At 68.5% G+C, this 14,271-nt stretch carries 11 protein-coding genes; 7 read left to right on the forward strand and 4 right to left on the reverse strand.

Annotated features, from left to right (window positions below; genetic code table 11):
• Positions 1-88: 88 nt before the first annotated feature.
• Entirely contained in the window at positions 89-1,546 is a 1,458-nt protein-coding gene (locus DMH03_RS08505; protein ID WP_125791349.1) for a serine/threonine-protein kinase, read from the forward strand.
• Positions 1,547-1,808: 262 nt separating this feature from the next.
• On the forward strand, positions 1,809-3,437 hold the full coding sequence (groL, locus tag DMH03_RS08510) for a chaperonin GroEL (RefSeq protein WP_125782140.1): 1,629 nt from the start codon (positions 1,809-1,811) through the stop codon (positions 3,435-3,437).
• A 493-nt stretch (positions 3,438-3,930) separates the two neighbouring features.
• On the opposite strand, the gene DMH03_RS08515 is transcribed toward groL, so the two are convergent.
• A complete protein-coding gene (locus DMH03_RS08515) occupies positions 3,931-5,628 on the reverse strand; it encodes a hypothetical protein (RefSeq protein WP_125791350.1) in 1,698 nt (565 codons plus the stop codon).
• Between the two features lie 146 nt (positions 5,629-5,774).
• Positions 5,775-5,987: a PspC domain-containing protein gene (locus tag DMH03_RS08520; protein ID WP_125791351.1), complete on the reverse strand. Its 213-nt coding sequence runs from the start codon at positions 5,985-5,987 to the stop codon at positions 5,775-5,777.
• 128 nt (positions 5,988-6,115) lie between these two features.
• On the opposite strand from DMH03_RS08520, the gene DMH03_RS08525 reads away from it, so the two are divergent.
• The 4 genes from DMH03_RS08525 to DMH03_RS08540 all read left to right on the forward strand — a co-directional run bounded on the left by DMH03_RS08525 (position 6,116) and on the right by DMH03_RS08540 (position 9,419).
• The gene (locus DMH03_RS08525; RefSeq protein WP_125791352.1) at positions 6,116-6,886 is read left to right on the forward strand and encodes a DNA polymerase beta superfamily protein; all 771 of its coding nucleotides are present in this window, start codon (positions 6,116-6,118) and stop codon (positions 6,884-6,886) included.
• Complete coding sequence (locus DMH03_RS08530; RefSeq protein ID WP_125791353.1) at positions 6,886-7,680, forward strand: transporter substrate-binding domain-containing protein; 795 nt, start codon at positions 6,886-6,888, stop codon at positions 7,678-7,680. Before DMH03_RS08525 ends, DMH03_RS08530 begins: the two co-directional genes overlap by 1 nt.
• A 79-nt stretch (positions 7,681-7,759) precedes the next feature.
• Positions 7,760-8,353 carry a hypothetical protein gene (locus tag DMH03_RS08535; RefSeq protein WP_125791354.1) on the forward strand — a complete coding sequence of 198 codons (594 nt, stop codon included), beginning with the start codon at positions 7,760-7,762 and terminating at the stop codon, positions 8,351-8,353.
• A 157-nt stretch (positions 8,354-8,510) separates the two neighbouring features.
• Positions 8,511-9,419, forward strand: a complete 909-nt coding sequence (locus tag DMH03_RS08540; protein WP_233611328.1) for a M23 family metallopeptidase — start codon at positions 8,511-8,513, stop codon at positions 9,417-9,419.
• Between the two features lie 59 nt (positions 9,420-9,478).
• Here the strand turns inward: DMH03_RS08540 and DMH03_RS08545 are convergent, their stop codons facing one another.
• Positions 9,479-10,423, reverse strand: coding sequence for an o-succinylbenzoate synthase (locus DMH03_RS08545; protein ID WP_125791355.1), 945 nt, complete (start codon positions 10,421-10,423; stop codon positions 9,479-9,481).
• A 57-nt stretch (positions 10,424-10,480) separates the two neighbouring features.
• Between DMH03_RS08545 and DMH03_RS08550 the strand changes: the two genes are divergently transcribed.
• Positions 10,481-13,303: a BTAD domain-containing putative transcriptional regulator gene (locus DMH03_RS08550; RefSeq protein WP_125791356.1), complete on the forward strand. Its 2,823-nt coding sequence runs from the start codon at positions 10,481-10,483 to the stop codon at positions 13,301-13,303.
• 114 nt (positions 13,304-13,417) lie between these two features.
• Here the strand turns inward: DMH03_RS08550 and DMH03_RS08555 are convergent, their stop codons facing one another.
• Positions 13,418-14,233, reverse strand: a complete 816-nt coding sequence (locus DMH03_RS08555) for a DUF72 domain-containing protein (RefSeq protein ID WP_125791357.1) — start codon at positions 14,231-14,233, stop codon at positions 13,418-13,420.
• Positions 14,234-14,271 lie beyond the last annotated feature (38 nt).

Here is a 14,271-nt window from a genome sequence, read left to right on the forward strand (position 1 = left end):
CACCCTCAACGGGGGCGCTGGCGCGCCGCTGGCCGAATTCCAGCCGACCCCCGGCGGCCTCCGGAACTGGCACGTTACGCTTCGCTGCGTGACAGGCGATGAGTCGGGGGACCTGACCGGTCGCCGGCTGGGCAACTACCGCATCGACGGTGTGCTCGGCAAGGGCGGCATGAGCGTGACCTACAAGGCCACGGACGTGCGGCTCGGACGCAAGGTGGCACTGAAGGTCATCGGTGATCACCTCGGGGCCGACGCCGAGTTCCGCGAACGCTTCGTCGACGAGGCGCGGAACACGTCCGCGATCGACCATGCCAACGTCGTGCCCTTGTACGACTTCGGCGAGCTCGAAGGCATGCTCTACATCGCCATGCGGATGGTCGACGGCGGGGACCTCGCCGGGCTGATCTCCGGCGGCCCGATCGCGCCCGCCCGCGCGCTGACCATGCTCGGCCAGGTCGCCGACGCGCTCGACACCCTGCACAACCGGGGTCTCGTGCACCTCGACGTCAAACCGGCGAACGTACTGGTCACCAGCAAGGAGACCTCGCGCGAGCACGTCTACGTCGCCGACTTCGGCCTGACCCGCCGCGGCGCCACCGGGCACCGCACCCGCGGCGGCGACTTCCTCGGCTCGCCCACGTACGCGGCCCCCGAGCACCTGCGCGGCGAGCCGCTCGACGGCCGCACCGACCAGTACGCGCTCACCTGCGTCCTCTACGCCTGCCTGACCGGCAGCCCGCCCTTCAAGGGCGACGTGCAGACGGTCATCAAGGGGCATCTGAACGGGGAGCCCCCGGCCATCTCGCGGATCGTCGGCCTGCCTGCCGGGATCGACGAGGTCGTCCGGAAGGGAATGGCGAAGAATCCCGCCGATCGCTACCCCAACTGTGTTGAGATGATCGCGGCCGCCAGGCGCGCGCTCGGTCCGCTCGCGACTTCGAACGAGCCGCCCGGCACGCCCGGGGCCGCGGCGCCGGTCCAGCAGACCGCACCGCAGCAGGCGCCACGGCAGAACACGCCGCCACAGGGAGAGGGGGGCCCCGTGCACCCGTACGGAGGACAGCAGCCCGGCTACGGCCAGCAGGGACCGGGACCGCAGGGTCCCCCGCCGCAAGGCCCGCCCCAGCAGGGCCCGCCGCCCGGTTACGGCCCGCCGCCGCAGCAAGGCGGCTTCCAGCAGGGCGGGTACCAGCAAGGACCGCCCCCCGGTTACGGCCCGCCGCAGCAGCAGGGCGGCTTCCAACAGGGTGGCTTCCAGCAGGGCCCGCCCCCCGGTTATGGCCCCCCGCCGCAGCAGCAGGGCGGTTTCCAGCAGCAGCCCAAGAAGAGCGGCGGCGCCAAGTGGATCTGGATCGTCGTCGGCGCCCTCGTGGTCGCGGGCGCGATCGTCGCGGCGATCTTCATCTTCAGTGATCCGAGCGGCGGCAACGGCCCGCAGACCACCGCGCCGAATATCCCGGTCGGGCCCGGCGGCTCGCAGTCGCAGGCTCCCGGATCGTCGCTGAAGCCTCCGCCCTCGTCGATCCCCATCAAGCCGAGCAACTGAATACCACCGCGCTGACCTGCGGTTCTTGCACTCGACCGTGGAGAGTGCTAAACACGACATTGGCACTCGACGCCGTCGAGTGCCAGGCAGAGCGGTCACCGATCGCTCGCCTGAAGGTCGGGACGGTGAGGCCGCACCCTTGATCGGGTGGGTCGTCCGTCGCGGGCACCGAGCCTGGCCGAGGAAGAGTCCTGCCGCCGCGCTTCTGTGACATACGAGGCAGAGCGTGCGGCGGCGCCCAATACCGGAGGACCACACCGCAATGGCCAAACTGATCGCGTTCGACGAGGACGCCCGCCGCGGTCTTGAGCGCGGCTTGAACATCCTCGCCGAAGCCGTCAAGGTGACCCTCGGCCCGCGGGGCCGGAACGTCGTGCTCGAAAAGAAGTGGGGCGCGCCGACGATCACCAACGACGGTGTCTCCATCGCCAAGGAGATCGAGCTCGAGGACCCGTGGGAGAAGATCGGGGCCGAGCTCGTCAAGGAAGTTGCCAAGAAGACCGACGACGTCGCGGGTGACGGCACCACCACCGCCACCGTGCTCGCCCAGGCTCTCGTCCGCGAGGGTCTGCGCAACGTCGCCGCCGGGGCCGACCCCATCAGCCTGAAGCGCGGCATCGAGGCGGCCGTCGAGGCCATCACCGAGCAGCTGCACAAGATGGCCGTCCAGATCGAGACCAAGGAGCAGATCGCTGCTACCGCCTCGATCTCGGCCGCTGACCGCACCATCGGCGAGCTCATCGCCGAGGCGCTGGACAAGGTCGGCAAGGAAGGCGTCGTCACCGTCGAGGAGAGCAACACCTTCGGGCTCGAGCTCGAGCTCACCGAGGGTATGCGCTTCGACAAGGGCTACATCTCCGGTTACTTCGTGACCGACCCGGAGCGTCAGGAAGCCGAGCTCGAGGACCCGTACGTCCTCCTCTTCGGTTCCAAGATCTCCACCGTCAAGGACGTCCTGCCGCTGCTGGAGAAGGTCATCCAGTCCGGCAAGCCGCTGCTGATCATCGCCGAGGACGTCGAGGGCGAGGCCCTGGCCACCCTCATCGTCAACAAGATGCGTGGCACCTTCAAGTCCGTCGCCGTCAAGGCCCCGGGCTTCGGTGACCGCCGCAAGGCGATCCTGCAGGACATCGCGATCCTGACCGGTGGCCAGGTCATCTCCGAGGACGTCGGCCTCAAGCTGGAGAACGCGGACCTTTCCCTGCTGGGCAAGGCGCGCAAGGCCGTCATCACCAAGGACGAGACCACCATCGTCGAGGGTGCTGGCGACGCCGACCAGATCCAGGGTCGCGTCAACCAGATCCGCGCCGAGATCGACAACTCGGACTCGGACTACGACCGCGAGAAGCTCCAGGAGCGGCTGGCGAAGCTGGCCGGCGGCGTGGCCGTCATCAAGGCCGGTGCCGCCACCGAGGTCGAGCTGAAGGAGCGCAAGCACCGCATCGAAGACGCAGTGCGCAACGCCAAGGCCGCCGTCGAAGAGGGCATCGTCGCCGGTGGTGGCGTCGCTCTCATCCAGGCCGCCGAGGCAGCCTTCGCCGGTCTGAAGCTCGAGGGCGACGAGGCCACTGGTGCCAACATCGTCAAGGTCGCCGTCGAGGCGCCGCTCAAGCAGATCGCGATCAACGCCGGCCTCGAAGGCGGCGTCGTGGCGGAGAAGGTCAAGTCCCTCCCGCAGGGTCACGGCCTCAACGCCGCCACCGGTGTCTACGAGGACCTGCTCGCCGCCGGCGTGCCGGACCCCACGAAGGTCACCCGCTCCGCGCTGCAGAACGCCGCTTCCATCGCGGCGCTGTTCCTGACCACCGAAGCCGTCGTGGCGGACAAGCCGGAGAAGGCCTCGGCCGCTCCCGCCGACCCGTCCGGTGGCATGGGCGGCATGGACTTCTGAGTTCGAGCCCGTAACACCGGAAAGCCCGGACGCGCCTCGCGCGTCCGGGCTTTTCCTTTGCCAGGTGGCGCCCGAAGTACATGAAGGACCCCTTCCTGTACCTAGGCGCAAGGATGGGGTCCTTCATGTACTGGGGAAGGGATTCTTCAGGTGCTGTCGCTGGGGATGACGGTGCTACTGGCGCTGGAGTGGCGTGTCGCGAAAGCCACTTTCGCGACCCGCCTCGGTTGACTTACCCCTCGATAGAACCGTCCTTGCCACTCGCGAGCCCACCCCAAAGTTGGCGGTTTCGCGTGATCCAATGGACATCACGCGTGCCTGGACGGACGACACGTGTGATCAGGCGGACGACACACGTGACTGGACGGACGACACGCGCGTGACCGGGTTCAGCCGCGAGGCGTCCGTCGGATCACGCGTGTCGTCCGCCTGATCACGTGTGTCGTCCCTCCGGTCACGCGACATCGCCACCCGCGCACCGGGCGCGAGGGGCCTACCGTTGCCCGTCCACCACGTACTTGCCGCCTTGCTGACGGCGGTCCTTCTCGTACGGGTCGATGGCGTTCGGCTCCGCGGCCTTCCTCGGCTCGAGGCCCGTCCGGTCGGTTTTGCCCGCCTCCCCGGCCGCGCCTTCCGTTTCCACGGTCTCGGGGTTGGGGTCGATCTTCCCCCGGCCCTTGTTGGCGCTTTCCCAGTCGGCGAACAGTTTCTTGAGATCGTCGGAAAGCTCGCCGTCCGTTTTCGCGTAGGCTTCGGCCGCTTTCCTGAGCTGCTCGCCGGCGAGGAGGAAGCGAGCACAGCTCGTCCTCATGAACTGTTCGACGGCGTCGCGGATCTCCAACGTCGTGTCATCACCCGTGCACGTCTGCGCCTCGCGGCCCGCGAGGTGCCGGTCGGCGACATCGGCCCCGGAGAGAATCCGCAGTTGTGCCGAATAGGCTTCGGCCGCTTCGAAGCAGGTTTGCGCCACCCGCAGGAGGAAGTGGACCTCGACCCTGATCCCCTTGTACTTCGCGCGGTCGGTCTGGTTCGGCAGCGTGTTCGCGGTGAGGTCGTAGAGCTCGAGGTTGTAGCTGTGCACCCCCGCGATCGCCTTTTGCAGCGCCAGCACGTCCCCGCCGAAGTCGTCTTCGAGGCCGCTCAACGCGTTGTGTTCGTCCTGGATCGAGGTGGTGAGCTTCTGCAGGATGTCCTGGAGGGACATGGCGTCCTGCTCGACGGTGTGGCTCTTGAGGGCTCCGCCGACGAAGCCGGCCAAGGTGAGGACGGCGCCGACCGGGCCGAGGACCTTCCCGCCCGCTTCATTGACGGAGTCCACGACCTTGCTGAGCTTCGCCCCCGCGGACAGCAGATTGCTCACGATCCCGTGGATCGCCTGCGCTCGATCGAGCTTCTCCAGGATCGCGTCCGCGGTGGAGATCGTGAGAGTGACCTTTTCGTCCAGTTTCTTGGTGGCCCAGTTGAGTCGTTTGATGATGTTGAGCCGGGTCACCTGAATCGTCGTGGCGCGCGTGGAGTACAGGGTGGACAGGCTGGCGAGGATGAGTGCCTGGTTCAGGATGGTCGGTGCGATCGAGGCGAAGAATCCGGCTTTGAAGGCCTTGGCGGCGAGCCCGGTCCACTCGATGAACCATTCCTCGTTCTCGCTGGTCGTACCGTCCAGCCACTCGACGTTCCGGACGACCTCGCCCTGCCCGAGCAGTTCGGTCACCCGCCCGTTCTTGTCCTGGAAGCCGAGGTTGCCCGCGACGTTCAGGAACGTGTTGTGGGCGGTCTCCAGCTTCGTGAGGTCGGGCCCTTCCAGCTGCGGGACGAACTTGGCGATTTCCTGCCGCCGGTTCCAAGCCAGCCGCTCGATCTGTGCCAGGTTCCGTTCGACATGGCATTCGACGTATTTCTGGGTCTGCGGATTCCAGCCCTGGCAGTGGACGTCCTTGTAATGGCCGAGCATGCCGTCCATGACCCAGGTCAGGTATCCGCAGATGTCGTCGGCGCCTGACAGGTGACCGTACGATTCGGCGGGCCACTGCCAGGCCCAGGGCTCCGCCGAGCACGGGACGGTGGTCGAGAGACCCGTCATGGCGTCGACGGCGTCTTCCATCCAGCGCTTGGTGAGTGCCTTGAGGAGGTCGTCCAGCGCGCCGTCGAGCATCCTCTTGTACTCGCTGAGGGTCAGATACTTGCCGGCCATGAAGGCCCCCGCTTCCCGCTCCCTGTGACAAAGTCATGGGGAGTGTAACGGCGAACGCGCGACCGCGCGGCCGAACCGGAGGAAAAGCGAAAAGCCCGGACATCCCCATGTCCGGGCTCTTCACCTCGTCCCCCTTGCCCCCTCGCTCAGGATTCGCCGGGCCGCTCCGGAGTCAGTAACCACGCGGCGGCGTAGACCGGGATCGCGAATCCGGCGGTGAAGAAGACGCTCGCCACGAGGGCGATGCGCAGGATCGCCGCGTCGACGCCGAGGTAGGCGGCCCAGCCGCCGGCGACGCCCGCGAGCATCTTGTCGGTACGGCTGCGGTAGAGCTTCTTGGTGGCCACGCTGTTCGTCATGGCTCCATGTTCGCCCCGGGACGACCCCCGGCACATCGGGGAACGGCCCCGACCCGACCCTGGAATCCGACCCTGAGGGGCGCGAAAACCGGATGCCCCGGGGTGTCCGCGCGAGTACAACTTGCCAGGTGAAACACGACAGCCCCGAATTCGCCGCCATCGCCGAGCAGGGCACGATCCTGCGCTGCCAGGTCGGGTCCGGGCTGCACGGCACCGCCGTGCTCGGCCAGGACGACCGGGACGAACTCGGCATCTGCGTCGAGCCGCCGGACCACGTGATCGGCCTGAAGCGGTTCGAGCAGTACATCTTCCGCACGCAGCCCGAAGGCGTCCGGTCCGGTCCCGGTGACCTGGACCTGATCGTCTACTCGCTGCGCAAGTGGCTGCGCCTGGCGGTCAACGGGAACCCGACCGTCCTGTTGCCGCTGTTCGCGCCCGAGAACGAAATCGTGCGCATCGACGAGCTCGGAGCCGAGCTGCGCGAGAACGCGCACCGGATCGTCTCGCGCCGCGCGGGCCTGCGATTCCTCGGCTACTCGCGCGCACAGCGCGAGCGGATGCTGGGACTGCGTGGCAAGCCGGGGCGGCCGGAGCTGATCGAGAAGTACGGCTTCGACACGAAGTTCGCCATGCACATGGTGCGCCTCGGCGTGCAGGGTGTGGAACTGCTGGAGACCGGGCGGATCACGCTGCCGGTCCCCGAGCCGTGGCTGAGCTGGCTCCGTGATCTGAGGCAGGGCAAGAAAACCCGCGAGGAAGCGCTGGAGGCGGCCGAGTCCCTCGAATGCCGTCTGGACGAGCTCGTGCGTGTGGCGTCGCCGTTGCCGGAGGAGCCGGACACCGGCTGGGTCGACGATTGGCTGGTGCGGACCTACCTCAGGGCGTGGAAGATGCCTTGATGACGATCAAGGCGAAAGCACTCATCTTCGGGGTCGCGGTGCTGACCGTGCTGGGAATCGGCACGGCCGGCGCCGCGCCCGAAGGCCATGGCGCGCAAAGCAGGCTCGACGTCGTGCAGGCCCGCGGCGAACTCCGCGTGTGTTCGACGGGGGACTATCGCCCGTTCACCTATCGCGACGCCGCGGGCGCGTGGAGCGGGATCGACATCGACCTCGCGGGCGACCTCGCGAAGCGGCTCGGTGTCCGGCTCCAACTGGTCCAGACCACATGGAAGGCGATCGCCGACGACGTCGGGCGCAAATGCGACCTGGCGATGGGCGGCGTGTCGGTGACCTTGGACCGCGCGAAGAAGGGCTTCTACACCGTTCCCTATCTTCGGGACGGCAAGACGCCGATCACCTTGTGCGAGAACGAAAAGCGGTTCCAGACCGTGGAGCAGATCGATCAGCCGGGCGTCCGGGTCATCGTGAACCCCGGCGGTACCAACGAACAGTTCGCCGACGCGAACCTCAAACGCGCGACCATCGTGCGGCATCCGGACAACAACACCATCTTCGCCGAGATCCTGGCGGGCCGCGCGGATCTGATGATCACCGACGCGACCGAAACCCGTTGGCAGGCGAAGCAGGATCCGCGGCTGTGCGCGGTGCATCCCGATCGCCCGTTCACCTTCTCCGAGAAGGCGTACCTGCTGCCGCGCGACGTCGTGTTCAAGGAGTGGGCCGACCAGTGGCTGCACCTCGCGTTGAACGACGGCACCTACGCGCGCATCGCGAAACCCTGGCTCGGCTGAAACCGGTTTGAACCACTTCCGTTACCCATCCGTATCCCTGGATGTGGGTGAGGAGGACTCAGACCGGAGGAAGACATCGATGATGAACAGCGCCGGGAAACACCGCAAGCGTGCGACGATCGGCATCGCGTCCGTTCTCGGGGTGGCCGCCATCGCCGCGGTGATGTTCGCGGTCAGCACTCCGGACGGGCAAGCTGCGGAAAGCTGTCAGGGACTGGACACCGCGCTCCGTGGCAACCTCGATTTCATCGCGGGCCAGCAGGCGGATCCGGACGCCGTCTCCGCGGCGCGGATCGCGAACCGGCAGGCCGTCGTCGACCTCATCCAGCAGCGCCGCGAAGCCGCGGGTTGCACCGAAGAGGTGCTGGCGGACGGCGGCAAGCAAGAGCAGGACGCCGGGATGGACGAAGCCGTGGCGGGCGAGGGCGAAGTCGTTTGCCCTGGTTCCACGGTGACGCTGTCCGGCGAGGGCGGCGCACCCGCCGCGTCCAGCAGCGAGTTCCCGGCGGGCACCCAGCTGAAAGTGACGAACCTGGACAACGGCAAATCCACGACCGTTGAGGTCACCGGCGTTTCCGGCAGTTGCGCGCTGCTGAACAACGCGGCCTTCGAACAGGTCCGCGAACCCGGGAAGTTCCTGATCCGCCGGGCCACCATCGAGCGGGTCGGCTGAGACACCCGCACCGGAACGGGGAAGACGCGGACGGATCCGGTGCGGAGGCGGCGCGAGTCCTCCTGGTCCCCTCGGCCAGGAGGGCTCGTGGTCGTTTGTATCTCGCTTGTACGCCCTTTCGGGACGCTTCTCACGAAACGCCGAGAAAGGACACCCGATGAGATTCAGACGAGTGGTCACGGCGGCCGCCACCGCCTTGCTTGGCATGGCCGGACTGGCGATCACCGCGACGTCGGCCGAGGCCGCCGTCGGACCGCGTCCCAACTTCCAGCTCCCGTTCCCCTGCAACCAGGTGTGGAACGGCGACAACGACAACAGCAGCGCGCACCGCGCCTACGAAATCGACTTCAACCGCGGCAGCTCGGCGGGGGCGGACCTCGGCGACACCGTGGTCGCGGCCGCGGCGGGCAAGGTCGTCATCTCGGCGCACCAGGGTTCGGAGAACGGCTTCGGCAACCTGGTGAAGATCGACCACGGTGGGGGATGGTCGACCTACTACGCGCATCTGAGGGTCCGTTCGGTCGCGCTGAACGCGCAGGTCGCGCAGGGGCAGAAGATCGGCGAGCTCGGCAACACCTCCAAGCCGGGCAACAACATCAGCCCCCACCTGCACTACGAAGTCCGCACCAACGACTCGTCGTGGCCGAGCAACATCAAGCCCGCGTACTTCAACGGTGTGAGGTTCGGCTACCCCAACGCCAACGTCACCTCCAAGAACACCTGCAGCGGCAGCGGGAACCCCAACCCGTACGACGCCGTCGAGGTGTGCGGCGACGGTTACAAGGTCATCGACTCGCAGGCACTCGGCAGCGCGGCGACGACGTACCTGCTGTACAACGGCACGACCAAGAACAACTGCGTCACCACGATCAAGTCCACCTCGGTCGGCACGGGCAGCGCGGTTTCGGCCTTCCTCGAAGTGGAGGGTTCGGCGCGCAAGAGTGATTCCGGCAGCTTCGAGTACTACGCGGGTCCGGTGAGCGCGGCCGCCGGCGCGAAGTGCGTCAAGTGGGGCGGCTCGGCCGGGTCGGCCAGCTACGAGTCCCCGCTGGAGCACTGCGGCTGACCGTCTCCCGAGCGCTATGAACGGACCGTTCCTTGCAAATTTTGCAAGGAACGGTCCGTTCATAGCGTCGGGAGGTGGGCGCGGACGCGGGTGAGGCGGGCTTCCCAGGCCGCGCGGACGTCCGGAGCGGCGGCGTGCGCGGCGAACAGATCCGGGGCGGGAGCCTGGAGCGGCACCGGCAGGCGTCCGTCCACAGGGGACAGTGAAGCGCCGCAGACATCCCCGGTCAGCAAGGACATTGTGCCCAGCCCGCAGGCGAAGTCCAAAGTGGGCAGTGCGCCCGCGAGCGCCAGCCCGGCGGCGAGTCCGACGCTCGTCTCGACGGCGGAGGAGACCACGCACGGCAGGCCGCAGGCTTCGGCGACCTCCAGCGCGCGCCGCACCCCGCCCAGCGGCGCGACCTTCAGCACGGCGATGTCGGCCGCCCCGGCCACGGCCACCTTGAGCGGGTCTTCGGCCCGGCGGATCGATTCGTCCGCGGCGATCCGCACGCCGACCCGGCGCCGGACGTCCGCCAGTTCTTCGATCGACGGGCACGGCTGCTCGGCGTACTCGAGCCCGCCCGCCGCTCGGTCCAGTTCGCCGATGGCCTTGACCGCGGTGTCCACGTCCCAGGCCATGTTCGCGTCGATGCGAACCGCGCCCCGCGGACCCAGCGCCGCCCGCACCGCCTCCACCCGGTCGCAGTCTTCGGCGAGGCTCACCCGCGGGTCGGCGACCTTCACCTTCGCCGTGCGGCAGCCCGACGCGGACACGAGTTCGTACGCCTTCTCCGCCGACACCACCGGGACGGTCGCGTTCACCTCGACGCTCTCCCGCACCGGCGACGGCCATCCGTGTTCGCTCGCCTCCAGCGCGGAGGCGAGCCACGGCGCGCTTTCGGCGTCGGAGTAGTCGGAGAACGGGCAGAACTCGCCCCAGCCCGCGTCGCCGCGGATCAGCAGTCCTTCACGGACGGTGATGCCGCGGAACCGTGTGCGCAGGGGGATCGCGTAGACGTCCATCGGCACCGATCATGCCACCGCTGGAATCATGTGCCGATTCAGGCGTTAACGGACAGAATGAGCGATGTGGCACTCGACTTTCGCGTGCTGGGGCCCACCGAGGTCACGGCCGACGGGCTGCCGGTTCCGTTGGGCGGCAGCAGGCCGCTCATCGTGCTGGCAGGCCTGTTGCTGCGCGCGAACACGGTGGTGCCGGTCGAGGAACTGGGCCGCTGGCTGTGGCCGGACGACCGGAGGCGGTCCAAGGGAGCCCTGCAGACCTACATCCTGCGGGTCCGCCGCGCGCTCGGCGACGAGGTCACCATCCGCACCGAGCGCGGCGGTTACCTGCTCGAACTCGACGAAAGCCTGCTCGACCTCGCCCGCTTCCGCGCGCTCACCGCGGAGGGAACGAGGGCCGCTGGAGACGGCGATCCGCGTCGCGCCGCGGACCGGTTCGAGGCCGCGCTGGCCGAATGGCGCGGCCCGGCGCTGCAGAACGTCCACTCCGAAGCGCTGCTTCGGGACGAAGCCGACCAGCTGGGCGAAGAGCGGCTGCGCGTTCGCGAGCAGTGGGCCGACGCGCTCATCGCCCTCGGCGATCACGCCACCGTCGTCCCCGAGCTGACCAAGTTGTGCCGCGAGAACCCGCTGCGGGAGCGGCTGCACGAGCAGCTGATGATCGCGCTCTACCGCTCCGGCAGGCAGGCCGAGGCGCTGAACGTCTACCGCCGGATCGGCGCGGTGCTTGCCGAAGAACTCGGCCTGGATCCCGGCGCGTCGCTGCGGCGGGCGCACCAGGCGATCCTGACCGGCGAAGAGTCCGGCAAGACCACATTGGACTCCGAGCTGACGCGATACCGGCTCGGCTCCGAACCGCTGATCCCGCGTCAGCTCCCGGCGGATCTGCGGGTGTTCTCCGGTCGGCAGCGCGACCTCAAGGCACTGCACGAACTCGTCCCGGAAGCGCTGGACACCGAGCGGTCGACGTCCATCGCGTCGATCGAGGGGATGGGCGGCATCGGCAAGACGACCCTCGCCATCCATTTCGCGCACGAGGTCGGCGATCGCTTCCCCGGCGGGCAGGTGTACCTCAACCTGCGCGGATACGGTCCCGGCGAGCCGGTCGAAGCCGCCGCCGCGCTCGAAACCATGCTCGTCTCCGTCGGTGTCCCCGCCGACCGGATCCCCGCCGGCGCCGACGGCCGCGCGGCCACCTGGCGCACCCACAGCGCGGGCCGCCGGATGCTGATCCTGCTCGACAACGCCGCGAGTACCGAACAGATCCGGCCGCTGCTGCCGGGCCCCGGCTGTCTGGTGCTGGTGACCAGCCGATGGCAGTTGCAGGCGCTCGTGGCGACCCACGGCGCGCGTCGCGTCGCGCTGGGGGAGCTGCCGGACGAGGACGCGATCGCCCTCGTCGCTTCGACGATCGGGCTGGACAGGGTCACCGAAGACCCCGAGGCCACCGAACGGTTCGTCCGGTACTGCGGCGGGCTGCCGCTGGCCATCCGGATCCTCGCCGTGCGGGCGGCGCAGTTCCCGGACCTGCCGCTGCGGGAATTCGTCCGGCTGCTGGAAGCCGAACAGGACAGGCTGGGCTCGTTCGACCTCGCCGACGGCGACGAGACGAACATCCGGGCCGTCTTCTCGTACTCGTACCGGGCGCTCGACGAACGAGCCGCGCGGATGCTGCGGCTCCTCGGCCTGCCCACGGGCGGCGATTTCAGTGCGGCCGCGGCCGCGGCGGTGGCCGGGGTCGACATCGCGGAAGCGCACGAGGATCTGGCGAAACTGGCCTCCGCGCACCTGATCGCACGGTCCCGGCCCGGCCGGTACCAGTTCCACGACCTCATCCGCGCGTACGCGGCCGAACTCTCGGCGGAACTCGACGGACCCGAGGCGCGGAAGGGCGTGCTGGACAGGCTGCTCCACGCGTCGCTCGCTTCTGCGCTGAACGCGTCGCGGCTTTTGCGTTCGGACCGGCACTACCGGCTCGTCGAACCGGAGCGATTCGACGGCGCCGGACTGAAGTTCGGGCACTACGAACAGGCGCTCGACTGGTTCGACGAGGAAGCCGGCAACCTCATCGCCGCGGTGAACATCGCGTACCGGGAACGGCGGTACCGGGAGTGCTGGCAGCTGGCATGGCTGCTGCAGTCGTACTTCATCGTGCGGTCCCGGCTGGAGGACTGGCGTTCGGTGTTCGGCGTGGCGCTCCGCGCCGCCCGCGACATGGGGGATCGCTCCGGTGAGGCCGCCATCCTCAGCGGACTCGGAGTGGCCTGTGGGGTCGCCCGCCAATACGAGGACAGCATCGCCTACCTCAAGCAGGTCGTCGAACTGCAGCGGCAGGTCGGCGACCGGCAGGGCGAGGCGAGGGCCCTCTACAACCTCACGCTGGCCAGTCAGGACCCCGACACGGCCTGGGAATACGGGACGCGCGCGTTGCGGCTCATCCGGGAGAGCAACGTCGGCGCCGGCATGGAGGCCAGCGCGCTGCAAGCCCTCGGCGACATCTGCGCCCAGGCGGGCCGCTTCGAGCAGTCCCTCGACTTCGCCGATCAGGCCTTGGCGCTGGAGTCGCACGCGCTCCCCGACGAAGCCCGCTTCACCCTGCACACCAAGGGCATCGCGCTCGTCGGGCTCGGCCGTGGCGACGAGGGCATCGCCTGCATGCGGCAAGCCGTCGAGATGTTCTTCGCCCACGGCGAGCTTTACGAGGCGGCCGACGTGCTGGCGCAGCTCGGCGGAATCCATCTCCGACGAGGTGATCCCCCGGCGGCACGCGAATGCTGGCTGCGCTCGGTCCGGGTGCTGACCGAACTGTCGCATCCGGACGCCGAGGACGTCCGCACGAAGCTGGCCTCGCTCGTGGGCGACGCGGCCAAGGCGGGGTGAGGCACGGGCGACCGGCGTGCCGACCCCCAGTCGCAGCACGCGAGTACGCCCGTGACCTCAGGCCTCACCTAACAGGACACCGCTCACTGCGCGCTGACTGTGCAGCGTGCGCGGTCAAGCCAGGAGTTCCGCGAGGGCGATCGCGTTCTTCGGCGCCTCGACCTTGACGTCGTTGTCGAAGTAGACGTACGTGTCGCGGCCCCAGCCCTTGATCTTCCGGGCCCACTGTTTCAAGGCCTTGTCGCCGTACCCGCTGACGTACAGTTCCTCGTCGCCGTGCAAGCGGACGTACGCGAATTCGTCGCACGTCATCTCGTCGACGAACGGGAACTTGCCCGCGGTGTCGGCGACCACGAGCGCGATGCCGTGTTTCCGGAACAGTGCGAGGCTTTCGGGCCCGGCGAAGCTCGGATGCCGTACTTCGACGGCGTGCCGGAGCTTCCGGCGCGGCTTCGGATCGGTGTGCGGTTCGGCCTTCAACTTGTCGTCGTGCTTGTGCGCGAGCTCGGCGGCGGCGTGGCTGGTGCGCGGCAACAGCTCGAAGAACCCCTCGACCCGCTCGGCGTCGAACGCCAGCCGCGGTGGCAGCTGCCAGAGGAACGGCCCCAGTTTCCGGCCGAGCGCCAGCACCCCGGACGCGAAGAAGTTCGCCAGCGGCGTCTCGACGTCACGCAGCTGCTTCATATGCGTGATGAAGCGGCCGCCCTTGACGGCGAAGACGAAGTCGTCCGGTGTCTGCTCGGCCCACGCCCGGTACCGCTCGGGACGTTGCAGCGAGTAGAACGAGCCGTTGATCTCCGCCGAGTTCATCCGGGACGACAGGTATTCCAGCTCGCGCCGCTGCACCAGGCCGCGAGGGTAGAAGTCCCCGCGCCACGGTGGGTAGCGCCAGCCCGAAGTGCCGATCCTCAGCTCAGCGACGTCGATCACCGCCTTTCCGCGTTGCCCTGATTCCCCCTCTCCCGCGC

Origin of the sequence: Amycolatopsis sp. WAC 01376 (assembly GCF_003947415.1) — a bacterium.
Classification (GTDB): Bacteria; Actinomycetota; Actinomycetes; order Mycobacteriales; family Pseudonocardiaceae; genus Amycolatopsis.